Annotated in this window: 29 protein-coding genes; 10 read left to right on the top strand and 19 right to left on the bottom strand. The window is 41.4% G+C overall.

The annotated features are described in order from the left end of the window. The first annotated feature begins 4 nt into the window (after positions 1 to 4). Positions 5 to 667, top strand: a complete 663-nt coding sequence (locus NH153_RS11270) for a class I SAM-dependent methyltransferase (protein WP_063703845.1) — start codon at positions 5 to 7, stop codon at positions 665 to 667. 9 nt (positions 668 to 676) lie between these two features. Here the strand turns inward: NH153_RS11270 and ggt are convergent, their stop codons facing one another. From ggt to NH153_RS11245, 5 genes are all read right to left on the bottom strand, one after another. Then, positions 677 to 2,374, bottom strand: coding sequence for a gamma-glutamyltransferase (gene ggt, locus NH153_RS11265; protein ID WP_082874040.1), 1,698 nt, complete (start codon positions 2,372 to 2,374; stop codon positions 677 to 679). A 141-nt stretch (positions 2,375 to 2,515) separates the two neighbouring features. Then, on the bottom strand, positions 2,516 to 3,328 hold the full coding sequence (locus NH153_RS11260) for a substrate-binding periplasmic protein (RefSeq protein ID WP_063703839.1): 813 nt from the start codon (positions 3,326 to 3,328) through the stop codon (positions 2,516 to 2,518). A 26-nt stretch (positions 3,329 to 3,354) separates the two neighbouring features. Then, positions 3,355 to 3,723, bottom strand: a complete 369-nt coding sequence (locus NH153_RS11255) for a response regulator (protein ID WP_063703837.1) — start codon at positions 3,721 to 3,723, stop codon at positions 3,355 to 3,357. A gap of 70 nt (positions 3,724 to 3,793) precedes the next feature. Next, a complete protein-coding gene (locus NH153_RS11250; protein WP_063703835.1) occupies positions 3,794 to 4,336 on the bottom strand; it encodes a DUF6942 family protein in 543 nt (180 codons plus the stop codon). Then, positions 4,333 to 4,782, bottom strand: coding sequence for a YaiI/YqxD family protein (locus NH153_RS11245; RefSeq protein ID WP_054563136.1), 450 nt, complete (start codon positions 4,780 to 4,782; stop codon positions 4,333 to 4,335). The genes NH153_RS11250 and NH153_RS11245 overlap by 4 nt, the downstream gene beginning before the upstream one ends. Before the next feature lie 104 nt (positions 4,783 to 4,886). Between NH153_RS11245 and NH153_RS11240 the strand changes: the two genes are divergently transcribed. Continuing rightward, complete coding sequence (locus NH153_RS11240) at positions 4,887 to 5,420, top strand: lipocalin family protein (protein ID WP_063703833.1); 534 nt, start codon at positions 4,887 to 4,889, stop codon at positions 5,418 to 5,420. Positions 5,421 to 5,632: 212 nt separating this feature from the next. On the opposite strand, the gene NH153_RS11235 is transcribed toward NH153_RS11240, so the two are convergent. Genes NH153_RS11235 through NH153_RS11225 form a run of 3 tightly spaced genes read right to left on the bottom strand, consistent with a single transcriptional unit; the run spans position 5,633 to position 7,907 of the window. Continuing rightward, positions 5,633 to 5,968: a DUF3325 domain-containing protein gene (locus tag NH153_RS11235; RefSeq protein ID WP_063703831.1), complete on the bottom strand. Its 336-nt coding sequence runs from the start codon at positions 5,966 to 5,968 to the stop codon at positions 5,633 to 5,635. Beyond that, the gene (locus NH153_RS11230) at positions 5,965 to 7,566 is read right to left on the bottom strand and encodes a PepSY-associated TM helix domain-containing protein (protein WP_063703829.1); all 1,602 of its coding nucleotides are present in this window, start codon (positions 7,564 to 7,566) and stop codon (positions 5,965 to 5,967) included. The genes NH153_RS11235 and NH153_RS11230 overlap by 4 nt, the downstream gene beginning before the upstream one ends. Next, on the bottom strand, positions 7,563 to 7,907 hold the full coding sequence (locus NH153_RS11225; RefSeq protein ID WP_234003534.1) for a hypothetical protein: 345 nt from the start codon (positions 7,905 to 7,907) through the stop codon (positions 7,563 to 7,565). The genes NH153_RS11230 and NH153_RS11225 overlap by 4 nt, the downstream gene beginning before the upstream one ends. A 201-nt stretch (positions 7,908 to 8,108) precedes the next feature. On the opposite strand from NH153_RS11225, the gene NH153_RS11220 reads away from it, so the two are divergent. From NH153_RS11220 to NH153_RS11205, 4 genes are read left to right on the top strand one after another with little or no spacing between them, the layout of a single operon-like run. Then, positions 8,109 to 8,801, top strand: coding sequence for an aspartate/glutamate racemase family protein (locus NH153_RS11220; protein WP_063703827.1), 693 nt, complete (start codon positions 8,109 to 8,111; stop codon positions 8,799 to 8,801). A gap of 9 nt (positions 8,802 to 8,810) precedes the next feature. Beyond that, complete coding sequence (locus tag NH153_RS11215) at positions 8,811 to 9,173, top strand: VOC family protein (protein ID WP_062565443.1); 363 nt, start codon at positions 8,811 to 8,813, stop codon at positions 9,171 to 9,173. A gap of 19 nt (positions 9,174 to 9,192) precedes the next feature. Beyond that, entirely contained in the window at positions 9,193 to 9,774 is a 582-nt protein-coding gene (locus tag NH153_RS11210) for a uracil-DNA glycosylase family protein (RefSeq protein WP_063703825.1), read from the top strand. A gap of 3 nt (positions 9,775 to 9,777) precedes the next feature. Continuing rightward, complete coding sequence (locus tag NH153_RS11205; RefSeq protein ID WP_063703822.1) at positions 9,778 to 10,512, top strand: phytanoyl-CoA dioxygenase family protein; 735 nt, start codon at positions 9,778 to 9,780, stop codon at positions 10,510 to 10,512. A gap of 48 nt (positions 10,513 to 10,560) precedes the next feature. Here the strand turns inward: NH153_RS11205 and NH153_RS11200 are convergent, their stop codons facing one another. Next, positions 10,561 to 11,118 carry a hypothetical protein gene (locus NH153_RS11200; RefSeq protein ID WP_063703820.1) on the bottom strand — a complete coding sequence of 186 codons (558 nt, stop codon included), beginning with the start codon at positions 11,116 to 11,118 and terminating at the stop codon, positions 10,561 to 10,563. Between the two features lie 112 nt (positions 11,119 to 11,230). On the opposite strand from NH153_RS11200, the gene arfB reads away from it, so the two are divergent. Further along, on the top strand, positions 11,231 to 11,644 hold the full coding sequence (gene arfB / locus NH153_RS11195) for an alternative ribosome rescue aminoacyl-tRNA hydrolase ArfB (RefSeq protein ID WP_063703818.1): 414 nt from the start codon (positions 11,231 to 11,233) through the stop codon (positions 11,642 to 11,644). Between the two features lie 135 nt (positions 11,645 to 11,779). Further along, positions 11,780 to 12,097 carry a hypothetical protein gene (locus tag NH153_RS11190; RefSeq protein WP_063703816.1) on the top strand — a complete coding sequence of 106 codons (318 nt, stop codon included), beginning with the start codon at positions 11,780 to 11,782 and terminating at the stop codon, positions 12,095 to 12,097. A gap of 25 nt (positions 12,098 to 12,122) precedes the next feature. On the opposite strand, the gene NH153_RS11185 is transcribed toward NH153_RS11190, so the two are convergent. The 6 genes from NH153_RS11185 to NH153_RS11160 form a co-directional block, all read right to left on the bottom strand. Beyond that, positions 12,123 to 13,157: a DUF2955 domain-containing protein gene (locus NH153_RS11185; protein ID WP_063703814.1), complete on the bottom strand. Its 1,035-nt coding sequence runs from the start codon at positions 13,155 to 13,157 to the stop codon at positions 12,123 to 12,125. Between the two features lie 13 nt (positions 13,158 to 13,170). Next, on the bottom strand, positions 13,171 to 14,232 hold the full coding sequence (locus NH153_RS11180) for an HlyD family secretion protein (protein WP_063703812.1): 1,062 nt from the start codon (positions 14,230 to 14,232) through the stop codon (positions 13,171 to 13,173). Between the two features lie 4 nt (positions 14,233 to 14,236). Continuing rightward, positions 14,237 to 14,713: a MarR family winged helix-turn-helix transcriptional regulator gene (locus tag NH153_RS11175; protein WP_054553355.1), complete on the bottom strand. Its 477-nt coding sequence runs from the start codon at positions 14,711 to 14,713 to the stop codon at positions 14,237 to 14,239. Positions 14,714 to 14,848: 135 nt separating this feature from the next. After that, positions 14,849 to 15,325, bottom strand: a complete 477-nt coding sequence (locus NH153_RS11170; protein ID WP_063703810.1) for a TlpA disulfide reductase family protein — start codon at positions 15,323 to 15,325, stop codon at positions 14,849 to 14,851. Further along, positions 15,322 to 16,212 (bottom strand): spermidine synthase, encoded by an 891-nt coding sequence (locus NH153_RS11165; protein WP_063703807.1) that lies wholly within the window; start codon positions 16,210 to 16,212, stop codon positions 15,322 to 15,324. The genes NH153_RS11170 and NH153_RS11165 overlap by 4 nt, the downstream gene beginning before the upstream one ends. Then, positions 16,197 to 16,823: a fused MFS/spermidine synthase gene (locus NH153_RS11160; RefSeq protein WP_063703804.1), complete on the bottom strand. Its 627-nt coding sequence runs from the start codon at positions 16,821 to 16,823 to the stop codon at positions 16,197 to 16,199. Before NH153_RS11160 ends, NH153_RS11165 begins: the two co-directional genes overlap by 16 nt. A 192-nt stretch (positions 16,824 to 17,015) precedes the next feature. Between NH153_RS11160 and NH153_RS11155 the strand changes: the two genes are divergently transcribed. After that, a complete protein-coding gene (locus NH153_RS11155; RefSeq protein WP_063703802.1) occupies positions 17,016 to 17,474 on the top strand; it encodes a GyrI-like domain-containing protein in 459 nt (152 codons plus the stop codon). 79 nt (positions 17,475 to 17,553) lie between these two features. Here the strand turns inward: NH153_RS11155 and NH153_RS11150 are convergent, their stop codons facing one another. Then, a complete protein-coding gene (locus tag NH153_RS11150; RefSeq protein WP_063703800.1) occupies positions 17,554 to 18,060 on the bottom strand; it encodes a hypothetical protein in 507 nt (168 codons plus the stop codon). A 133-nt stretch (positions 18,061 to 18,193) separates the two neighbouring features. On the opposite strand from NH153_RS11150, the gene NH153_RS11145 reads away from it, so the two are divergent. Next, the gene (locus tag NH153_RS11145; RefSeq protein ID WP_063703797.1) at positions 18,194 to 19,204 is read left to right on the top strand and encodes an alpha/beta hydrolase family protein; all 1,011 of its coding nucleotides are present in this window, start codon (positions 18,194 to 18,196) and stop codon (positions 19,202 to 19,204) included. A 41-nt stretch (positions 19,205 to 19,245) separates the two neighbouring features. Here the strand turns inward: NH153_RS11145 and NH153_RS11140 are convergent, their stop codons facing one another. The 3 genes from NH153_RS11140 to NH153_RS11130 form a co-directional block, all read right to left on the bottom strand. After that, a complete protein-coding gene (locus NH153_RS11140; protein ID WP_158685542.1) occupies positions 19,246 to 20,298 on the bottom strand; it encodes a HupE/UreJ family protein in 1,053 nt (350 codons plus the stop codon). A 96-nt stretch (positions 20,299 to 20,394) separates the two neighbouring features. Continuing rightward, entirely contained in the window at positions 20,395 to 21,618 is a 1,224-nt protein-coding gene (locus NH153_RS11135) for a DUF3500 domain-containing protein (RefSeq protein WP_063703793.1), read from the bottom strand. A gap of 293 nt (positions 21,619 to 21,911) precedes the next feature. After that, positions 21,912 to 24,242, bottom strand: coding sequence for a S9 family peptidase (locus NH153_RS11130; protein ID WP_063703790.1), 2,331 nt, complete (start codon positions 24,240 to 24,242; stop codon positions 21,912 to 21,914). Between the last annotated feature and the right edge of the window lie 79 nt (positions 24,243 to 24,321).

The raw sequence follows: 24,321 nt of genomic DNA, 5'->3' as shown, positions 1-24,321 counted from the left end.
TAGCATGCCAACTTTTAATCACGAAGAAGCAAATCACTACGACGAACGCATTTTGCGCCTAGTTCCAGGTTATGAGCTATTACATCAAGCAACCGCAGCCCAATTAGCAACCACGCTGAGCGATGATGCGTGCATTTTAGTAGTTGGTGCCGGAACAGGTAAAGAAATCATTGAATTAGCGGCGCTAAAACCAAGCTGGCAGTTTATTGCTCAAGACATTTCACAAGACATGCTCGATATTGCCGAGCAACAGTTTGGCCAGCATAACATCAGCGATCGCGTGACAGTTCACTGCGGTGATATCAACGACATCGACACTCAATGTGACGCCGCACTGTGTTTACTGGTAATGCACTTTGTTGAAGATAACGGCGATAAAAAAGCGCTATTAAAAGCGATTCACAGCAAGCTTAAAAAATCGAGCAACTTATACATTGCCGATTTAATGCGCCCAGAAACCGCTTTTGAGCGCGAATCTCAACTACAGCTGTGTACACAGTTAGGTTTAACCGAGGTCGGCGTAGAACGCATGCGCCACAACCTAGAGCACGAGTTTTACCCATTAGACCGCATTCGTTTTTCAGAGTTAATGAATGAAACCCGCTTCAGCACCCCAAAACAGTATTTTAAAGTACTTGGTTTTGCAGGGTATGTGGTTGGGAGTTAGCTCCCGAACCTAATACCCCGCGGCCTGTCCGTCTTTGCGAGTTTCAGATGCGCCGTAATAAACGCCGGTTTTTGGGTCTTTCAATATTGCTTGATAACCACCGTATGGGCCAACCGCGTCTTGTAAGGTGTGGCCTTTTTTCATTAACTCGCGGCGGGTTTCCATCGAAAAACCTGACTCTAAGCTAACAAAACCACCGTCTTCCATAATCTCACCGGTTGGCTGCGATGAACCTGTGTGCAGAATACGCGGTGCATCACCGGCTTCTTGCAGGTTCATACCAAAATCAATCATGTTGATCAGTATTTGAGCATGCATTTGTGGCTGTGTGGCACCGCCCATTACACCATAACTCATATATGGCTTGCCATCTTTGGTGACAAACGCAGGAATGATTGTATGAAATGGTCGTTTGCCTGGCTCATATTGGTTCATGTGGCCTTTTTTAAGCGCGAACATTTCGCCACGGTTTTGCAATACAAAACCTAATTTTGCCGGTGTCATACCTGAGCCCATGCCACGGTAATTACTTTGAATAAGTGAAACCATGTTGCCGTCTTTATCGGCGGTCGTCATATAAATGGTATCGCCTTCTACTGGGCCTGCATGGTCGCGTTTTGCGGCTTTATTAGGGTCTATCAGTTTGCGTCTTTCATCAGCATATTGCTGCGAAATGAGTGTTTGTACGGGAATGGTGTTAAATGCTGGATCGGCGTAGTACTTAGCACGATCTGCAAACGCGAGCTTTTTCGCTTCAACAAAGGTATGTACGTATTCTGGGCTATCAAAGCCCATTGCTTTGATATCGTAACCTTCAAGAATATTGAGAATTTGCTGTGCAGCAATACCTTGGCCATTTGGTGGTAATTCCCAAAGCGTATACCCTCTATAATCGGCGCTCACAGGTTTAACCCATTCACTATGGTGGGCAGCTAAATCTTCATAGGATAAGTAGCCGCCGTTTTCCTTCATGTAACGACCAATTTCTTTAGCAATATCGCCTTTGTAAAAGGCATCTCGGCCGCCTTTGGCAATTTTACGATAGGTGTTTGCAAGGGCTGGGTTCTTAAATATTTCCCCTTTTTCTGGCATTGCCCCATCAGGCATATATACATCTTTGAAGCCTGGGTATTTACCACGAGCAGCCACACTTTTTTGCATGTAATAGGCAATCAGTTCAGACACAGGGAAACCATTTTCAGCGTAGTCGATAGCAGGTTGGAGTAAGGCTTTCATTGGTGTTTTGCCAAACTTTTTATGTAACTCAAACCAACCATCTACCGCACCAGGTACCGACACAGGCAATGGCCCATAAGCAGGAATGTAGTCACCTTGTGCTTTTAAAGTATCAAAAGACAAGCTTAGTGGTGAACGGCCAGAGGCATTTAAACCGTAAAGTTGCTTGCTTTTGTTATCCCAAACAATGGCAAATAAATCGCCACCAATTCCACACCCGGTCGGTTCAACCAGACCAAGCACTGCATTTGCCGCAATAGCTGCATCAATGGCATTACCACCGTCTTTTAATACTTGTAAGCCCACTTGCGTAGCTAACGGCTGTGATGTTGCAACCATACCTGATTGTGCGATGACTTCAGAACGACTAGCAAAGTTATGGCCAGTGATGCGATCGTAAGCTTGAGAGGCGCCTGTTGCGCCTAAGCATACTGCTAGCACTAAGCTTTTAAAGAGTGGAGTTGGTTTCATAGTTCTTGCCCTTTTTATTGTTTTAATCACTATAAAAAGCAATTAAAGATGAGGCAATGGCTTTGCGTTCGAGCGCGAAAAATCACGATTGACTTCAAAAATAAGAAAAATAGCGGCTAACTTACCTAAAATCTCTCCAATTTAATAAATAGCAGACCCATTTAAGCACTGCTGTGCAACTGTCGATGCTTCGCCGTGAGAGTGCCTATCCTCTTCTACAAACTGATCAACAAGAGGATCAATCAGGTTTTCTTGCTTTATGGTATCGAGGGCGTGTTGCAGCTTAGTGACCACCTCTGGCGATGTGTTTTTGTTAAGTGCCAAGTAATTACCCACTAAAGCAGGGTGCTTTAACTCAAATACCGGCGTTACTTGGTCTGGGCTCATACCTACATTCATCAATTGTGATGACAGAGTGAGAGAGGAGCCAATAAGCAAATCATGCTTGCCTTGCTTAAACATTTTAAGCTCTTCGAACTTTTTTGAGTAAGTTAAAAATTGCTGGCCTTCAGTAAGGTTAAAATCAGCAAGAACGGTTTGATAAACATCACCACGAGATACGCCAATGGTGTAGTTTTGCAACGACTGTGTACTCGTTACTTTAATGTCGTTGCGATTATTTAAACGGTATAAACATGAATGCCCAGATACCAAAGGGCCAACCCAGTAAAATTGAGTTTCTCGCTTTGCGGTCCGTGAAGTAGAGTAAATTCCTGCATTCGGTTGGGCGAGGGTTAGTGACATTGCGCGCTTCCAAGGCAATACACTAAACGAACAGCTCAACTTGGCTCTTTCGCACAAAGATTCCATGATTTTGGTGTTAATACCAGTGAGCTGATTGTGCTCCACAAAGTTATAGGGAGGGAACACTTCAGTATATAAAGTCAATTGTTCAGCACTCGCCATTGCAGTGCTGGCAGTGAATAAACTTACTATTGTTAAATGCTTAAACATCGCTCTTAACTCCAGTTTTTAACAGGTTATTCTGGTTTAACAATTCGACTTAACTGTTTTTGCAGTGTATTTAAACAAAATGGTTTGATAATAAAGCCGTTCACTTTTGCTGTAATCATCTCATTGACTGTTTGCTTGCTGTCTTCGCAGGTCACCATTAGTACGGGTAAATCGCTTAGTTCAGGAGTTTCGCGAATATGATTAAGCAAACATTTGCCATCCATTTTCGGCATGTGCAAATCAGTGATAACGAGATCAAATTTATGTTTTTCTAGTAAATCAAACGCTTGAGCGCCATCTGTCGCCTCCGTTATATCCTTATATTCAAGCCTACGCAACATGTTTATCAACACGTGGCGCATAAGTGGCATATCGTCAACGACCAGTATTTTCATCTAGAGTACTATTAAGTTTTACAGTATTTAAAGCTTAGTTTGCTAACTCAATAACGCAATAAACCAGAAACTAAGAAAAAATATCGGCAACAAGCTGGCTAAGTCGTGCAATTTTAATATTGCTTAGCTGGCGGTAGTCAAAATAGGGGCAGACAATCACTTTATCTGATTTACTAATGGCAAATTCATCATCAAGCCAAGTTAATTGGCAATGCAAAAGCCCGTCATTTATAAGCTGTTTAGCATGAGTTCGCCCTGCAATTATATGTAATTGCTCTGGTTTGCCTAATATCGGTGGGCTAAACAGTAATGCAGTTTGGCTATGTGCTTGCAGTAGTTGTTCATCGCGAAAGCTCTGCCAATCAGGTGCTCTTTTAGCAAAATCATAATATTCACTTGGTAGTGCAAAAAGTACTTTGCCATACACATTAAAAACTTTGCGCCAACCATTGCCACATGCTTGGTTTATTTCGTTTATTTGGCCGGGTTGCATTACATGCAAATGCTTAAGCTGTTGCCAAGCAGGCATCGGCGGGCGCTTTTCTATATAAACAGCGACTTTAAACGCCTCATCACCAAAACCTTGCAATGGCGCACTATTAACGACACTCATGACTTTTTAGCGAGGATTCGATCAAGATTATTTGCAAAGTTTTGGCGGTCAGCTTGGCTTAACGGCGGTGGGCCACCGGCCATTTCAACGCCACTTGAGCGCATTGTTTCCATAAAATCACGAACATTTAAACGTGAGCGAATGTTTTCAGTCGTATACAACTCACCGCGTGGATTAAGCGCTTGTGCGCCTTTTTCGATAACTTCAGCAGCTAAAGGAATATCACCGGTGATCACCAAATCATTTGGCTCGATGCGCTTAACAATTTCGTTATCGGCAATATCAAACCCAGAAGATACCTGCAAACGGCTAATATACTTTGAAGGGGGTACTCGCATCGCATGGTTCGCCACTAATGTGGTAAAGGTTTGTGTGCGCTCTGCGGCACGAAACAATATTTCTTTAATAACGACGGGGCAGGCGTCTGCATCAACCCAAATCTTCATGCTGTTCTCAATCTTTAATTTTAGACATTAATAGTTTACCGTAATTGAACTAAATTAGTGCTATTAACGTATTAATTTGTTTAATTTTTAAAGGGAGTAAAAACGTGCAAACATCATTAAAGTTAATCGGGATTTTGTGCATCACTGCCATTTTGTCTGCATGTACTGGCGTGCCAGACAACATCAAACCCGTCGATAATTTTGAGTTAAACAAATACACAGGGACTTGGTACGAAATTGCACGTTTAGATCATTCATTTGAACGCGGCCTTGAGGGCATTACCGCCGAATACTCAATTAACCCTGATGGCAGTGTAAAAGTTATCAATAAAGGTTACAGCGCTGAAGAGCAAGAATGGCAGCAAGCTGAAGGTAAAGCGAAGTTTGCAGAGCAACAAGACATAGGCCACTTAGAAGTCTCATTCTTTGGGCCATTCTATAGCTCATATGTAGTATTTGAATTAGATAAGCAAGACTATCAATACGCTTATATCACGGGTTATAACAAAGAGTATTTATGGTTTTTGTCGCGCACACCGACCGTGACAAAACAGCAAATGCAGGACTTTATAAACACAGCAAAAGAATATGGTTTTAAAACAGACGAGCTTATTTATGTTGACCATAGTCGCTTGTAAAGGGGCTTTACAACTGTCTTTAAACTATCACTAATGTGCAACACAACTGTAATGGATGCTAGGCAAACTATGCATCGTTAAATTGAAGCAACATGTGATCCCCCAATTTAATCCCCTGCTTGGGTAGGCATTGCCTACCCATTTTTTTTAAACAATTTGCTCCATTAAGCATTATTGCAAATTGGCATGAGATCAGTTTTTTACTAACTAAGCTAGAAAATCATCACCGAAAAGCCACACAATAGCAAAACAGACATAGTTAATACGCTAACATGCTTTACCCATGAAACAGTAAAACTGTATAAAATCATGAGCATAAGTACACTTAAAGCCATATAACCGCAAAACAGCAATGCGCCGTACCCAGCATCTGACAGCACGCAAAGCACTAAACTTAGTAAAATACTGATCCAGCCGCTTAATAAAAAGCTATTTCGCTGTTTTTCGGTTAATTTCTTTTTGAATACATCACGGAAATGATTGAATTTTGCAAGTGCAAAACAATTAAACCCTAAAAAGCAGAGACTAAATTGCAGTAACTCCATCATCCTTGTTGCTCCTTTAACAGCCTGTTTTTATTTAATTTAGTCTTATTTGTAGCGGTTTTATGGCTAGGTATTTTTTTGCTTTGTAGTAAAAACAGCAGCCCAGCAAAAATAAACGCACTATCAATACCGAATAAGGCCCACTGCTGAGTTAGTAAATACGTGATCCAATTACCATCTGTTGTCAACGCATTTACCACAGGTACTAATAAGCAAGCAGCCGCGTTAAGCCAAGCACTATAGCGCCAGTGGCGTTTTTCTCGGCCAGTCACAGCAACAACTAACATCGCCAGCCACGCTAAGAAAAACACGAGTATTTCTTTATCGGCACGCCCAGCTAACTCTAAAGGTAATAAACGATTGGCAATGAAGAACGCTGCGGTTGCAAGGGGTAAGCCCATCAGTGTGGCTAAATTTAGTGTCTCAACGAGCTTAAGTCCAAAGCTTGGTTTTTGGCCTGCTTTGAGTCTCTCGCGTAAGCGCTTAGCCCACATGATGCAGCCTGTAGCTATCATGGCACAGCCTGCAACACCACAGAAAAAATACAACCAACGCAGTAAAGGCTCCGCTAAGCGACCGCTATGTAATGCTGTCATTGAGTCATAAAACTGCGCCGAAGCGCTCCAATCTTCGCCTGAACTCGCTTCAAGCTCACCTGTTACACCATTGAATAAGTAGCGTGGTCCGTTATCTACAACCTCTTTGCCGGTTGCCAAATAAACCACAATTTGTGAGGTCGCTGTATTGGCATTTCTTACAAACACATAGCTAATGTCAGCATTCGGTGACTTAGTATAAATCTGATCTAATACATCTTTGATTGCCACCATAGGGCGCTGCTCTTCACAAGGCTTGGCACGTTTGTTAATAGGCAATGCCTCATCAAACATTTGCCTTAAGCCATTTTCATATACGGTTTCGGCAGGGTAGGGGAACAGCATAAATATCAACGTGATAATTCCCGTGTAGGTGATCATGATATGAAATGGTAATGCCAGCACCGACGAAACATTGTGTGCATCAAGCCAACTTCGGCTACCTTTGTTTGCTCTAAAGCTAAACATATCTTTAAAAATACGTTTGTGGATCACGATGCCAGTTATAAGCGCAACCAACATAAATAATGAAGCTAAACAAACAATTATCCGCGCAGTAAATACATCTATGTAATGTAAATCAAAGTGCAAACGATAGAAAAAATTCCCCCCCTTAGTATCCCGAGGCTCAGGCAATTGTTCTAAGGTATTAGGGTCTAGATACGTATAGTTGAAAGGCGCACGGCGCTGACCAGGCTGTTTAGGCTCAGCAAACCCATAGCTTAAAATAGGGTTACGCGGCTCAGGTAAGTTTATTCGCCAAGATAATGAATTAGGTGCCTGTTGCTGTAATTGCGCAAACACATAATTAATTTGATCGGCTTGAGACTGAACCCGTTGCGCCTGATGCTGCACATGGTGTGTTTCGGGCTTGGCCCAAATAGTGATTTCATCCTTAAAAAAGCTGATGGTGCCAGCAAAAAAGATTAAGAACAGTAACCAGCACACCAGTAGGCCAACCCAGGTATGAAGCCAGGTCATTGAGCGGAAAAAGCTCTCTTTCATAACCATCCCTTAATCAATGAAAGGGCCAGCAATTGCCCACCAGTTGTTAGTAAAATAGTGATCCAAATCGTCTTTAAAGACTTAACCGCAAATACCCAAATAAACACACAACAGTAAAAAAATACCGATAGAGTCGTGGTTAACAGCACGCTGTCGAGTTTATTAAGTGGTAATAACACAGCGAGTAATGAAATAAGCACACTGGTAAAGGCGTAACCACCAATAATGGCCGCAACGAAACGCAAAAACACAGCAACACGATAAGATAGGCTCACAGAGCGCTTTTTAGCTGTATTTTTAGGGCGATTGGTTGTCACTGCATCTAATGATTGAGAATGCATGATAATCCCTTAAAAAATAACACGAGAAGAAAACCCCGTATTATATCGCCGACAAATATAAAAGATAGTAGTTATCATTTGCATGCACGTATTAAATAGTGAAACAAATCAAACTAAGTCGAACTGTTAGTAAAATAATGATCTGCTAGCTTTGTTCTGTGCAATATCATATGGTGTTAAGTAAATAAAAAGGGAGTTGTAATGAAAACAATAGGCTTAATCGGTGGCATGAGTTGGGAGTCTACACAAAGTTACTACCAGCTTTTAAATCAAGGTGTTAAAAACAAACTTGGGGGTCTGCACAGTGCCAAGATAGTACTCGTCAGTCTCGATTTTGCAGAAATAGCAGTGCTACAACAGCAACAAGATTGGCCACAGATGGCCGAGATACTCATTAAAGCCGCTAAGCAAGTTGAAGCTGCGGGCGCGGATTATTTATTAATTTGTACCAACACCATGCATAAACTAGCTGAGCAAGTACAAGCGGCGGTTGCAATTCCTTTATTACACATTGCAGATGCAGTTGGTGAAAACCTGATCCAACATAACTTTAAAAAAGTGGCTTTGTTGGGTACCCAGTTCACCATGGAACAAGACTTTTACAAACAACGGCTAGCTGATAAATTCGCGATAGAGGTGTTAATTCCTGATGCTCAGGGGCGTGAAACAGTGCATCGAGTGATTTATGATGAACTATGTAAAGGCATCATCAGCCCAGAATCTAAAGCCGAGTATTTAACCATTATTGATAATCTAACTCAGCAAGGTGCTGAAGCCATTATTCTTGGTTGCACCGAAATAGCCTTGTTAGTTCAACAAGCAGATACATCGATTCCACTACTTGATAGTACAGCACTTCATTGCGCTATGGCGCTTGAGAATAGTTTAAATTAGGAGCACACCATGTCGAACCACCATAGCCTAAATTATGTTGAATTTGCTGCTAAAGATTTAGCCGCAACAAAAGCATTTTTTCATCAGGTTTTTAAATGGCAATTTACCGATTATGGCCCTGAATACACGGCCTTTAGCGCTGAATCAGCAGGCCTTGATGGCGGTTTTTATCAAGCCCCATTAACTAGCTTAACCAATAATGGCGGCGCGCTACTGGTGCTTTATTCAAATAATATTAAAGAGACACAAGCGCAGGTAGAAAAACACGGTGGCACAATTATTAAGCCCTTGTTTGATTTTCCTGGAGGCTGTCGTTTTCACTTCACAGAGCCAAGTGGTAACGAGTTAGCAGTTTGGTCAAAACAAGCATAGATCATATTTTTACTAACTCATGAGTACTCAAACACTAATTGAACAAGTTAGTAAATGCGTGATCTGCGAGCCTCATTTAGCTCTTGGGGCGCGGCCCGTTATTCAATTTAATCCTCGAGCTCGTATTTTAATTGCCGGTCAAGCGCCAGGAACTAAAGTACATGAAAGTGGCAAACCTTTTAATGATTCAAGCGGGCAAAGGCTTCGCTCTTGGCTTGGTGTAACAAGCGATGAATTTTACGATGAGCACAATTTTGCTATCTTGCCGATGGGTTTTTGTTACCCTGGCAAAGGAAAATCAGGTGATTTACCGCCAAGAAAAGAGTGCGCGATTGCATGGCGTGAAAAGCTCTTAGCGCAACTAAATAATATTGAGCTCACCATTATCTTAGGAAAGTATGCGCAGGCATATCATTTACCCCACACTAAGCAGCTGCCCTTAACTGAGTTAGTAAAATCGTGGCGTGAATATTGGCCAAATTACTTGCCACTGCCTCACCCAAGCCCTCGCAATAATATCTGGCTAAAGAAAAATCCGTGGTTTGAGCAACAAGTATTGCCTGAGCTTAGTAGTAAAATACGTGCAATTTTAGCAAGGTAAAAAATGGAAAATAACTTTTTTGCTGAAAATGGCTACTACCATGTAAAGGGCCTTTACACAGAGAGTGAGCTTAGCAAGGTAAGGCCAATTCTCGATAAATTTCATCATCACTGGTTGCAAGAAAACCAACCTTTTTACCAATCCAGAGGGATTAATAGCTCAGGTTTGACTGGCGCTGCATGTTTAAGTGTTGAGGAAAAGTTTGCTCTTTTTGAGTTTGTCAGCGCTAACACTCTATTGAAACAGGTTAAAGGTATTGTTGCTGATCCTCAGTTTATGAATACTCAACTATTCTTTAACCCTTACAACTCTAAACAAGCAAATTATTGGCATCGCGATATGCAGTATCACTTAGAGCTTGATGCGCAAAAGGCCGCTCTTAGCGGCCCTGAAGTATTACATTGCCGCGTTGCTTTTGAAGATGAACCGGGAATAGAACTAATACCGGGTAGTCATAAAAACTGGGATTCTGATGAAGAGTTAACTGTTAGATTAGAACAACAGGGCGCTAGCAATAGTGACTCACTGACTCGCGGTAAAAGTGTGGCACTCAAAAAAGGTGACTTACTCATATTTTCGGCAAATATGATCCATCGGGGCTTGTACGGCATGAATCGTTTTGCCCTTGATATTCTTTACTTTGAACGTCACTCAAGCCTTAATGAGTTTGTACAAACTGGATTTTTACCAACTGCAGAACAAAAGCAGCAGCTAAAAAACGCGATGGTATTTGAGTAAGCACAAAAAAAGCGGCTTCTTAGCCGCTTTCTTTATTTTATTGTGCTGTTACTGCAACATTGCGAACAATTCTTTTAACTGCGGCATATACTGCTTAACTAAGTTAACGTTACTTTCGCTAACATCTGCTGTTGCAGTACTTGCTTTAACACCTTCTAAAGCACCTGCCATTGAGCGAGTCCCCGCATCAGATGATGATGCCGTAAGGCTTTGTAAACCACTCATTGCTTGATTTACACGTTGCTTGTTCTCTTCTGACATACCCGCTTTAAGGTTTTCTAAATACGCCATTGATACCTCTGAGCCAACAGTAACTAACTGCTCAGGTGTGAAACCATATTGCTTGGTCAGGGCTTCAAACTCTGTGTATAGCTCGTGATCTTTAATGTGGCCTAATGCATCCATTACTGACGAACTGTCAACACCATCAGAACTACCTAGCATACCACCGAGATTTACAGTATCTAATTCAGACTGATTTTGTGACCAATTGACCACAGCAGGTAAGGCTTTTATATAACGCTGTAGCTGGCTTTCAGTAATATCTTCTGCGAAACTAGAAAAGCTCATCGCCAGTAGACTAATAGAAATAAGTAGTGCTTTCATCGTGATCTCCTTTCTTTCAAAATGGTTAGCAATTGGCTCACATGATAGAGCGATTATGTTTGGCCAATTACAAATGTTACAATACCTTTTTTACCACAGTTAACTGAACCTGATGTTAATTATTTCTAATACCGTCACAATTGATGAATGGGAGCTCGACTTTAGTGCGATCCGCTCGCAAGGTGCAGGCGGCCAAAACGTCAATAAAGTAGCCACTGCAATTCATCTTCGTTTTGATATTAAGCGCTCAAAACTACCTGACTTTTACAAACAGCGTTTACTTAATTTAAATGATTCTCGAATTACCAAAGAGGGCGTTATTGTCATTAAATCGCAAAGTCATCGCACGCAAGAGATGAACAAAGAAGACGCGCTTAATCGTTTGAAAGAATTAATCGTTAATGCCACACAAGTACAAAAGGCGCGCAGAGCGACAAAACCAAGCAAAAGTTCTCAGAGAAAACGCATGGACAGCAAAACCAAAAGGGGACAAACAAAAGTATTAAGAAAAAATGTAAAATTCTAACTTTCACATCAGAAGATCGTGTCAAAAATAAGCAGAACTGTAAAGAAGTGTAACTTGTTAACAAAGTTAATTGATGGTTAATCCTGCCGCGTCTATAATAGTCATACAAACTCACCACTAATGAAGGAGCCGCGTATGGGCCAGAAATCACGCATTGTTGCCGCTGCAATGATAACGCTGTCAGCTTTGCCTATGTCGGGCTTTGCTGTAGATTCATGGCAAGCCGGAAACGCGTATCCGCAAGGTAGTGAAACCTGTTATAACGAAATTCTTTATAAAGCCAGATGGTGGGCAACTCCAGGTGAAGAACCTGGTAGTTCACAATGGGGCGCTTGGGTTGCAGATGTCGCCTCAAAAACCTGCGTACAGAGTGTTGTAAAAAAACAAGACGATTTACTTAAGTCTTTACCCACCATTTTCGAACCAAATAATAAAAAAGGGAGTTCTGATTAACTCCCTTTTTTGTGCATTTTGATTTTTAATCAAACGTATGATGCCTTGTTATTTCAAAGCGATTTAAGATGTGATGCATTATATACACCGCACATAAGCTCAATAGTATCGCCACAGACACTGACGAAAAACGATACAGCGCGCTGTATACGAGATCTTGTCCCGGCCCTAATGACTGACCAAACAAAATACCAAATGTGGTGATAATACCAAAGCCTACACCCGGAATACCGCCACCAATTATGTGATAACGACTAAAGATAAAAGTCAAAATCCACAGAATTAACGCCGGAAATATCAAAATATCGGTGTGGTTATACAAAAATAACTGTGCCACTAACGCTAAGTTACACCCAATTAGGGTGCCTATTGCACGTTGCCACGCGGCCATACCAGCTGCTTTCCAGCACAACGAAAACAATATCAGTACCGAGGCTGCTTGAGCTGAAATTGAATCCTGTAAATCAAAGACCTGAAATACAACAAATGATAAAGTCGCTACGGTTGAACAAAGTAATACTTCATGGCGTATACTTTCTTTTGCTTTCTCTGGCATTACCCGACCTTGCCGTGGTGCAACATCAGGGAATAAACCATGCATTAGCATCGAAAACAGCACAGTTACGACAACTGCAACAGCGTTACTAATGATCAGCGGATAAATACTGACACCACCGCCGGTGTAGGTCGAAAAATGTAATTGAATCGACAAACTCACCACCGTTGTGGCGCCAAATAAAAAGTTAGCACCACGGCTCATTTGATAGAACAAAAAGGCAAAAGCGATAAAGCTCATCATCGTCATTACCACAGGCAGGTGTGCAAACAACCCTTGCACAACCAGCACAAACAGCGCACTGAACACCGCGCCTGCGTAAAACTGACGAATAATATGCATGTTAAGCACAGGCACTAAACCAAGCAATAGCATAGGATAAACAGTAAAAAAGATACCATTCGGCCAGTTCATCAATTTTGCCAGTGAAAACCCTAATGCTGAGCCCGTAGCAATGCGTAGTGCTTGGCGTAAGCCATTACCATCGAGTTGCAATACTGACATAACTCACCCAGCCTTAGTAAATGAAGTGCAGAACACTAATGAAGCGAATTTGCATGCTTGCAAACCAACTGCCAATGCTAGAGTCAGGCAAAAGCTGTACGGTTGCACGCGCACCACTTGGAAATTTTGCCAGCATCTGATGTTCATCTAGCTTAATATGAATACGTTGACGCTGTGCATCTCGTACCCAACGGTTGCTGCTTTCAGTGGCACTGAGTAAACCGTTGGCATTAAGCTGGCCATCACTCACACCCGCTTCAAAACTAACAATTTTGCCTGTAAACACTTTGCCCGGTAGCGCATCAAAGCTGACTTTTGCAGTACTACCAATTTGCACGTGAACTAAAGACTTTTCACGAAAATCAGCCACTAAATCAGCTTTATTAGCAACAATCGCCATTAACGGCTGACCCTTATTAGCATAGGTACCCGGTGTTACCTGTAAGTTTGCTGTTTTACCGTCGGTATCAGCTGTCACTGTGGTGTACGACAGGTTTAGTTTTGCTTGCTCAAGCTGGTTTTGAGCATGGCGAAGCGCTAAATTGTCATCCCCTATTTTACCGCGCGCTAATTTAGCCTCGCTAAGCTGGGCTTCAATTGCAGCCACATTGGCTTTGCTTGATTGATAGTTCGCATTGATAGTTTCGTACTCTTGCTCTGAAATAGAACGCTTTTTCAATAGCGACTCACCGCGTTCAAACAGCAACGTTTGCTCATGTAGCTTAGCTTGAGCAGCCGCTAACTGTGCTTCTATTGCCTTCACACTGCTATCTAAACGTTGGTTTTGTAGTTTTGCATCATCATATGCAAGTTCAGCTTGTTGCACGGCAAGCTCAAAAGGCTCATCGTTAATCTTAAACAAGGCTTGCTGTTTTTCGACGGCTTGATTATTAGTCACTAACACGTCAGTCACACGACCACTTACCTGTGGGGTCACTTGCACAACCGGATGATACACACGGGCCTGCGGTGTAACAGGCATATACAAATCGGCAATCACAAAATATAAAAATAAAACAATAAAACCCGCTAAAGAGATTTTTACGTAACGGGCAAACTTTTGATCTGGTGTCATAACGTTACTTATCTCCTGAATAATGACGGATACACTGACGGGCATTCTGTTCCATCTGAATTAAGCCATGCGCCATGGTATCGAGTTGCTCAGTGGTTAAATCGGCATAAAGATGCTGTTTCACATCGGCAATAATCACCTGCAATGTGTCTAACAATTGTAGACCTTGCTCAGTGAAGTACAGACGTTTACTACGTTTATCTTCAGCGTCAGCTTTACGAGCAATAATCTCTTGTTGCTCAAGCTGCTTAATAGTGCGAGTTAGTGAAGGCATTTCAATGCCTAAGCTATTTGCCAACTCTTGTTGCGTACAACCTTGGTTTAAATGAAACAGGTGCATCATCGCAGTCCAGCGAGATTGAGTAAGGCCCAAAGGCTCAACCGCCAAAGTGACAGCATCGCGACATAAACGATGCACACGGCCCATACTGCCGCATAATGTTAAATCAAGAGTTTCGTGAAAAGGGGGAGTGGAAGACATGATGCGCTCCATTTACTTAGCATGCTAACTATTTTAATGTAGTTAGCATGCTAAGTAAATATTAGTGCAATTAATAAAATAGATAGCTGTGTTCGATAAAAGCGAACAACAGCAAAAGTTATCTACCTAATCACACTATTTAGCAATTAACTCTTTGATATGGCTTTCATAGAGGTCTAATTTATCAGCAACAAATCCTGTGTGTTGGAATCGTACTATGCCTTCTTTATCAATTAAAAAGCTGCTCGGCATCCCTTTAAGTTGGTATTGCTTGCCAATAACAGCATCTGGGTCGTAAATAATATTAAAGTTCACTGCAAACTCAGCTAAAAATGCATCGGCATCACCGCGCTCAACATCAATGTTTACAGCAACTACTTTAAGGCCTTGCTGTTGATACTTGCTCTGCATGGCAATAAACCAAGGAAACGAGCGTCGGCACGGGCTGCACCAAGATGCCCAAAAATCGAGTAACACAACTTTCCCTTTATATTGGCTCAGTAGTTTAGACAATTGCTGCTGACTTGCAGTTAAAGGAGCAGTAGAAGATTGCTCTGCCATAGCAGCAGAGCTCGTTAATAAAAGACATGCAATTAAGATGTGTTTGATCATTGATAATTTAACAAGTTCGCAGGTGAATATTGGTCAGTGAGTACCTTGGTATCCGCGGGCCAATCTTGATTACCCTTAGTATAAAACAAATGTTCACGCAGTAACTGCAAATCAACATCGTAAGGGGTTAACTTATTTGCGAGTTTATTGGCGCGTTCTGCTAATTGTTGCTGGCTAGGCATAGTCTCGAATCCTGCCAAAATAATGCGATTAGAGTTTTCATAGGTCACAACATTAACAAAGTCACCAAACACATCAAAGTAAGTTGCCGACTCATGCTGGTACAATTTACTCGATGAAAAAGTATTTGCTGCAACAATGCCGCCATCAGCCAGTATACTTTTTACTTCTGCAAAAAATTCCTTAGTGAGAAGGTGCTCAGGGATATAATCGCCATTAAAGGCATCAAGAATAATCCAATCGTACTTTTGTTTTTTAAGTGCGGCGCGTTTAATGAAAATACGGCCATCTTGCACTTTTGACGTCACGTTATCGGTTTCTACAAAGCTAAAATAATCACGGGCAACTTTTATTACCGCAGGGTCAATTTCGACATTTTCGATATGAGCGCTAGGGTAAAGCTCATGAATGGTATTAGAGAGTGAACCTCCTCCTAAACCTATGATCAGTACATTTTTAGGATCATCAATAAATAGTAAGCTTGCAAACGTCATTTTGGTGTAATTAAACACCAGCTTTTTAGGCTTACTTTTATACATACAGCTTTGCGTACTTTTACGGGTTTTTTCGTTAAATTTTAAACACAGTAAATCGCCAGTCTTCTCCACTAAAATATTGCGATAAAGCGAGCGCTCTTTATGTATTACTTCGGCTAAGCTGCTAAAAGGCAATGTCATGATCAAACAAAGCATTAAGATTCTAAACATACAGCACGCTCCTTCGTTTTTAATTGACTAACAGCAATTGCAAGCAAACCAAGCGCGCCTAATACCGCTGCAAAGGTTTTAATGATGTCGTTAACATCAAACGCTAACACCATATAAAAAGAGGTAATAATCGTACCAAGCGCACTACCTAGGGTGCTCACAAAATACAAACCACCGGCAACCTGACCACTTTTTTCATGATCGGTAACCAATAATCGCACTGAGTAAGGTGAGATCATGCCGAGTATTGTTGTAGGGATAAAAAACAACGCCGTTGATGCCAGCAACGAGCCGTAACGACTGTCTTCAATATGGGTGAAAATAAAGGTCATAATTGGCTCTGCAAACAATACAATTGGCACCACCATAATGCTTGCCACAAAGAAAATGAGTCCATATTTAGTTAACGAAGGATTGCGGGTTGAGAGCTTGCCGCCAAGTAAATAGCCGATAGATAAGCTCAACATAAATACAGTGATAATACTGCCCCAAATATGCACACTGCTACCAAAATACGGCGCTAAAATTCGCCCGCCTAAAAGCTCAATTCCCATAATACAAAAACCGCTACTAAAGGCTAGAAAGTAGATAAGCGCATTGATTTTATTCATTAAACACCCGCTGATTTTGTTGTTATTTTACCCATCTTAACCTGATGCAGATAAGGATGCCATGACTGTTTTTTAAGCTGTAAAGGCCGTTGACAAAATATAGTCTTTTTAAAATAAATAATTAAAAAGGCTAGGTTAAAGTACATGTGCTCTGGTATTTTACTGGGAACAAATTAAGCAAGGATAAATGCAATGGATCAGCAAGTAACACACATCAATATCGACAACCCGACAACTTTATTTGGCCTCAAAGTTCGCACCTGCAATATGAATGAAATGAGTGGCGAAGGTGCCAAAATAGCTGGCTTATGGCAGCAGTTTTACACAGACATAGCGCCAAAATTAACCCCATCTAGCCAAGTTTATGGCGTGTACACTCATTATGAATCTGATGTCACAGGGGAGTTTGATGTCTTTGCGTGTACTGATCTGCAAGTCACATCATCAGAGATAGAACAAACGACACTCGCCACAGGTAACTACCTTCGCTTTAGTGGCAAAGGTGCAATGCCACAAACCGTTATCGATGTTTGGGGTCAAGTTTGGCAGTACTTTAGTAATGAACAGTGCCCGCATATTCGAGCATATAAAACTGACTTTGAGTTTTATAAAAGCAGTGAAGAAGTTGAAGTATTCATTTCGGTTGAATAACGCCAAACCCTAATTTTAGTGTAAAGCCCCATTACAGATAAAGCCGCTTATTGCGGCTTTTTATTTGCTAAAAGGTATATTAATCCTTGTTGTTATCTTCAAGAATAAGATTCTTTAAAATGGGTCGTACAACGACCAAGATTAAAGTAATAAGTACTATCGCGGCCATTATTATGCGAACTAATCGGAGAAACCATTCAGTTTGATGAATAGGCCTATTTTCCTTTGCTTCTTGTGATTCAAGTAAGGCACATGCTTGTGGTATTGAACTAAATGTATCTTTATTTGGATAATCAAAGACGAAACCTACTTTAGCAAGTGCTAGCCTTGCTTGGTCTGAATGAAGAACATCGACGTACAAAATATGATTTTTAATATCAGCCTTGTAAGGGATCTCTTCAACGTCCAGTACATCGACTATCTTGACGGCATTGACTAAGCGCATATCTTGTACCAAAGGCCGGTATTCAGGAGCTCGAGACCATATAATTACAAATATAGCGAACCCCAAGGATAAACATAATAACCCCCACAAGGTGTAACGCTTAGGTAGTAACTCTAATATATGCGGCGGTTTATTGCTCATTATGACTTCCAATTCAATAAGTTAACTTTCATAATATAAAAGTTTTGATACGTAAAAAAGTAGTTATATACAAATAACCATCATTTAAGTTACTGTGGATTCGTAACTTTTAGTCACCAATAAGGATGTTGTTGTGTATAAATTACTACTCTTTGCCAGCCTATTTCTCGCTGTTTTTTCTACCAGCGCAGCGAAAATTATCGATGATGAACATGTCACAAAAGAAACAGACTGCTTCACAGGCATCTTTGCTGACTATGATTCGTGGCACCAATTTATTGCGCAAAAGAATAAACGCAAAGCTAAAAACGAAGAAGCATACTTAAAGCGTATTAAAGCCTTTGAAGAAACCTTTCCACAAGAAATGTTCGATAACTTTAAAGCTAATTTAACCTGCCATAATTTTAAATATCAGGTCGATAATGTTGAGGTGCTTGGTTATATCATCAAACCTAAAGTCATCAAGAATAAGCTTCCAGTATTAATTTATAACCGCGGCGGCAATGGTAATTTTGGCAATGTTAATTTTGCAGCAATGATGCGTAATTTATTTCCTTTAGCAGAGCAAGGCTTTGTGGTTATCGGCAGCCAATACCGCGGTACATTAACTAAAAATGATGACTTAGATGAGTTTGGTGGCAAAGATGTTAACGACGTACTTGCGCTTATTGATTTTATTCCGCACATAGCAAATGCAGATGAAAACCGTATTGGCATGTTAGGAGTAAGTAGAGGCGGCATGCAAACCCACCTTGCCATGCAACACACAAACAAGATAAAAGCCATTGTAACCATTGCTGGGGCGACCGATTTAGTTAAAGAGCTTACGTTTAGACCTAACATGGAAAAAAACGTGTATGTGCGTCGTATTCCCAATTATAAAGAGAACAAACAAGCAGAGCTTGAAGCACGCTCTGTTATGAACTGGGTTGATAAGCTATCGCCTAAAGTGCCCATATTACTTATTCATGGCAGTGACGATAAACGAGTATCGGTCGAGAACTCAATTCAATTTGCCAAAGCACTAGATAAGCATCATATACCCCATAAACTTGTGGTGTATGACGGTGACAATCACTTTTTAATGAACCATAAAGAACAACTAGAATCAGAACTAGTTAATTGGTTTAACACCTATTTGTAACTTTGTTTTAAAAGTAAGAAGGGCCAAATAAGGCCCTTTCATTACACACTTCGCTCAATAATCCAATAGCTCGCAGCCGCCATTGCCAGCACTGATAATGTAATTCGAATAGCATTATAAAAATAAGTTCTGGCAAGCATTGCTAGCACGGGTACAACGCAAATAACGATTAACAACTGCACAGTTTCAATACCCAGATTAAATGCAACCAATGCAACGATAATAGCCTGACTATCAAACCCCATATGGCTCATTTCTATCGCGAATGCTTGACCATGGATAAGCCCAAAAATAAATGCTATCCACATAGCTGACTGCGAAAAGATCGGCCTGATTGCATTCAACGCCGAAACTAAAATAGAGGCCGCAACCAAAATCTCAATTGGCTTTGCAGGAAATGAAATATAACCAAGCGTCGTCAGGGCTAGCGTTAATGAGTGTCCGAGTGTAAAGAAGGTGACAATTTTAGCTACCGACATAACACATTGGCGCACAGGTGCCACTGATTGCCAGCGCTTATTGGCACTAACTAGAGGGGCGGGCAAAATTAAACAAAGTAAAAATAGCAAATGATCTATACCCGCTGCAATATGGCTCATACCATTTACAAACATCAGCTTAAACTGAGACCATGCAGTGATTTTTTCAGGCTCTATAAATAAGGTTTCGCGCTGATAGCGGATCAACCCTATGGTTGCTATGTCTTGACTTGCTTTAAGTACTTCATGCATATCGTTGCGATACGAAACATAAATTTTGTGAGTAACAACTCGGTGTAAAATGGCATTGTAATGCAAAGAAAAACCACTGGTATCAAAATTATCTGGTTTGATAAATTGCATCTTCATTACCATAAACAGTACGTTATCAAATTCATGGATAGCAAAATCATCAACCTTTTGTGCTGTTAACGACTGAGAATTTTGTGTTGTGATACTTACATGTGTTTGCATGTAGTCTTGTAAAGCCGAGAAATTAACCTGCTTTAGATCATCACTTTGTGAAGGAAATAAACTTTCATCAGCTAAACGTAATTGATCGAGGGGTATATAAATTTCGAGTTCAATCTGTGGTTTATGCGTATCAATAAACACAGAACTCGTTGAAGCAGAATGGGCAAAGGCTTTGGTACAAAAGAGGCTGACCAAAAAGGTCAGCCCAAATAGGAGATTAATTACTGCTTTCATGGCTTATAAATTATTACCATAATCCCAGCTCTTATCCCTGAACATTGTATGGTAGTGAGTTTCATCACTGATAATCACCCCATTTTGACACGCCACCTCAATCCAAAGGTTAGGGCCATCAATACGCATATAAGTCCCGGCAACATCCACATCAACACCAGCCGATTCAGTGCCAGCCCAGGCAATGTAGGTATCTGCATAAGCAGAACTCGTTACATAGCTTAGCGTTAAGTTTTCAACCACTTCTTCAGGGTAGTCGTTGATCCACTGCTCGATTGCTGCTGTAACCAGTGCTTGTTGATCCTGCGTTAAACTTGAAACAAGGATCCCTTTGCGATTATCACCTGTAGGGTAATCAGTTGGTAACGTACCACTTCCGTTATCTGGGCCCATTAATACATCTGAATAGCTTTCACCGCTTAAGTAAGCCTCAGCAAGCTCAGACTCACTTAACGAGTCAAACATAGCAACGAGGGCATCACCTTCATCCGCAAGCGGGGCATAGCTTGCCGAGTCTAGTTCAAAGCTGACTTTAGGTTCAGTACCAATATGGTTTGGCACAGGGTAACCATCGCCATTTAAGTAAGTAATGTTATAAGCTAAGTGGTGACCACCTAACTGCAACATCCAGTCGCCGCTCACATCTGGGTCGCCAAAAAACGCCAGATAATATTTACCAGATGAGTAAGCAGAACCACCACCTAGCTCATTTAAATAATCATCCGCAGCAATAACACCTAAGAAATCTTGATAGCCATCATCACTCAGCGCCGCTTTCGCAACCATCATCGCCGCTTCAAGTGATTCATCGTCTAATGCCCCAAGTTCAATACCATTACGACTTACATTGCCCGTCGGTAAGTTTGACCACACAGTTCTTGCTTCAGAGTCTGAATAATCAAGTTGTAAATCAGCAAGTTCATCTTCATCTAACGTGTCGATTAATGCATTTGCAGCACACACGAGTGACTCTAGGCTGGTATCGAGCTCACAGTCACCTAGACTGATATCGCTGAAGTCACTGACACTAATTGAACCTGAGCTACTTGAAGAGCCACTGTTGTCACTACCACTGTTGTCAGTACCGCTGTTATCAGTACCACTGCTATCGCTAGTCGATGTATCTGTATCTGATGACGACGATGAGTCACTGCCACCACAAGCCGCTAAGTTTGCCAATAAGGCAACTACTGCCAGTGATTGCCACACCTTTTTACCTAATTTCATAACCAAATTCCCTACATGAATTATTGCTTAAAAAATTACCACAGAGGCAAGGTTGAAAAGTGTAGAAAATATGTAGATCACCAAATGAATTATGGAATTTTATTCACGAAACAAGCCCATCTAATGAGGCTTAAGAGGTAGCTTAATACTTTTAAATTGGTGCGGGTTATTTTGTGCAGCCTAATGCGGAAAGCTCAAAACGAATCGCTTATTATCTGTAACGGGGGTTTACAGTTTGCATAAAAAAACCGCAGCTTAACATCTAAGCTGCGGTATTTTTTAATAAAGCATATTTACTTGTTTAGTAGATGCTTTTCGAAGAAGTTAGCCATCATAGTGTGATAGTGTAGGGTAGTGCCTTCACCTTCACGGAGGCTGTGAGAACGGTTCGGGTAAGAGAAAAACTCGAACTGTTTATTGTGCTTAACTAATTCGTTAATTAAACGCTCTGAACCTTGGTAGTGTACATTATCATCTCCGGTACCGTGGATCAGTAGTAACTTACCTTGCAGGTCTTTTGCAAAGGTGATCGGAGACGTGTTGTCGTAACTTTCAGGATCGGTATTTGGGTTACCTGCATAGCGCTCTTGGTAGATAGTATCGTACAAGCGAATATCTGGCACAGGGGCTGAGGCAATACCCACTTTATATTTATCACCATGGCGGAATAACAAATTAAGCGTTGAACTACCGCCACCTGAGTGACCCCATACACCCACACGGTCGGTATCAATGACATCCCAACGTTTTGCCATTGCATCAAGGGCGTCAACTTGGTCTCGTACGGTAATAGAGCCTATTTTTTTGTAGATAGATTTACGCCAATCTCTGCCTTTTGGTGCGCGTGTGCCGCGGTTATCAACTGAGGCAACAATAAAGCCTTGCTGAGTTAGATACGACTTGTATAAGTAACTGTCGCCTTCCCAACGGTCTTGTACTGTTGATCCCCATGGCTCACCATAGACATAGAAAACGATTGGGTATTTTTTGCTTTTATCCATATTCGCAGGGAACATGATGTAGCCATCAAGCTCAACACCATCGCGCGCATTAACCGTAAAGAACTCGTGAGTCGGTAATTGCTCAGTCGCTAATTTCTCTTTTAATGCTGTGTTCTCAACTAAGGTTTTCACATTGCTGTGATCGCTTACTTTGATAATCTCTTTCATTGGTGGCGTGCCAAACTTAGAGAAGGTATGCATCGCCCAAGAGGTATCTTTAGACATGTAATAGCTGTTTGAACCATCAAATGACTCAGGCGTTACGCGCACCGGTTTAGAGCTGCCATCAAGCGAGGTACGGAATAAATAACGTTGGCCAGGATCATCCGGTGATGCAGTAAAGTACATAACGTTTTTATCTTCGTTGAGCGCTAGCATATCAATGATGTCGTACTCGCCCGGTGTTAAATCAACAACCGTTTTACCATCGCGAGATACACGGTATAGATGACGCCAACCATCACGCTCACTGTGCCAAATAAAGAACTTACCGTCTTTTGACCAGTTTGCTTTATAAAACCACTCAATAAAGGCATCGTCTTTATCTTCAAGAATTTTAGTCAGCTGTTGTTTTTGCCAGTCGAATAACCAAACCTTGTTGTGGCTTTGCGGGCGGTTAAGATCTTGGATCATCAAAGATTCACCAGTACCTGCCCAGCTAATACGTGGGATATAACGATCGCGATTATCGCCACCTAGTTCAGCCCAACGGGTTTTCTTGTCGCTAAGACTGACCACACCCACTTTAACCGCAGAGTTCATCTCGCCGGCTTTTGGATACGGAAATTCTTTAAGGGTAGGGTAGAGATCATCGGTGTTATTGATCATGGTGAAGTATTTAACGCCACTGGTATCAAGCTGCCAATAGGCAATTGATTTGTTGTCTGGACTCCAGCGGAAACCATCACGAATGGTAAATTCTTCTTCGTATACCCAGTCAAAATTACCATTAACAATGGTGTCGTTACCGTCAGTGGTTAAAGCAGTCACAGCCTTGCTGCCGACTTTTTCCATGTAGATGTTGTTATCACGCACGTAAGCTACTTTTGAGCTATCAGGTGAGAACTTAGCAAACATCAGCTTTTTCGCTTCGATGTTTTCGCCACCTAACTGATACAGCGAATCAGTTTCGAGGTTTAAAAGCCAAAAATCACCACGGCTACGTGAGCGCCACACTTGCTCGCCATTGGTAAAAACCATCAGCCATTTACCATCTTTAGACCATTGATAGCTTTCAACAGTGAGTGGCTCTTTCTCACCTTTGGGAATTAATTTTTCGTAGCTAACAAGTACCTTACGACCCGTGCCATCGGCGTTATAAAACACAATATCATTGCCTTTTACGCCGTGCTCATCGTCTTTAGCTTTGTCGTCTTGGTTGCTTTTATCGCTTTCGCGCTCTTCAAGTACCGTATAACCAGTACCATCATCGAGCCACGTAAAATAGGTGCTACGCTCAGCTTTAAAGTCTTTTTCTTTATAAATTTGTTCAAGCGAGAGCGGATTAGCCGTTGCGTTCACTGTTGCTGATGGCGTGCTCGCTTGCTCTGTACTTGAGCATGCTTGCAAACCTAAACCCGCAACCACAGCAAACGCAAGGGTTGATGTTTTTATTAAGTTCATTTTGTTGTTCCTAGGTTTTAACTTACCTAGCGTACCAAAATAAACTTATAAAATCTGAGCTTTTATCGTGTTATCAGGG

The organism is Pseudoalteromonas gelatinilytica (assembly GCF_001641615.1).
Taxonomy (GTDB): domain Bacteria; phylum Pseudomonadota; class Gammaproteobacteria; order Enterobacterales; family Alteromonadaceae; genus Pseudoalteromonas; species Pseudoalteromonas gelatinilytica.
This window is presented reverse-complemented; position numbering and strand designations above follow the sequence as displayed.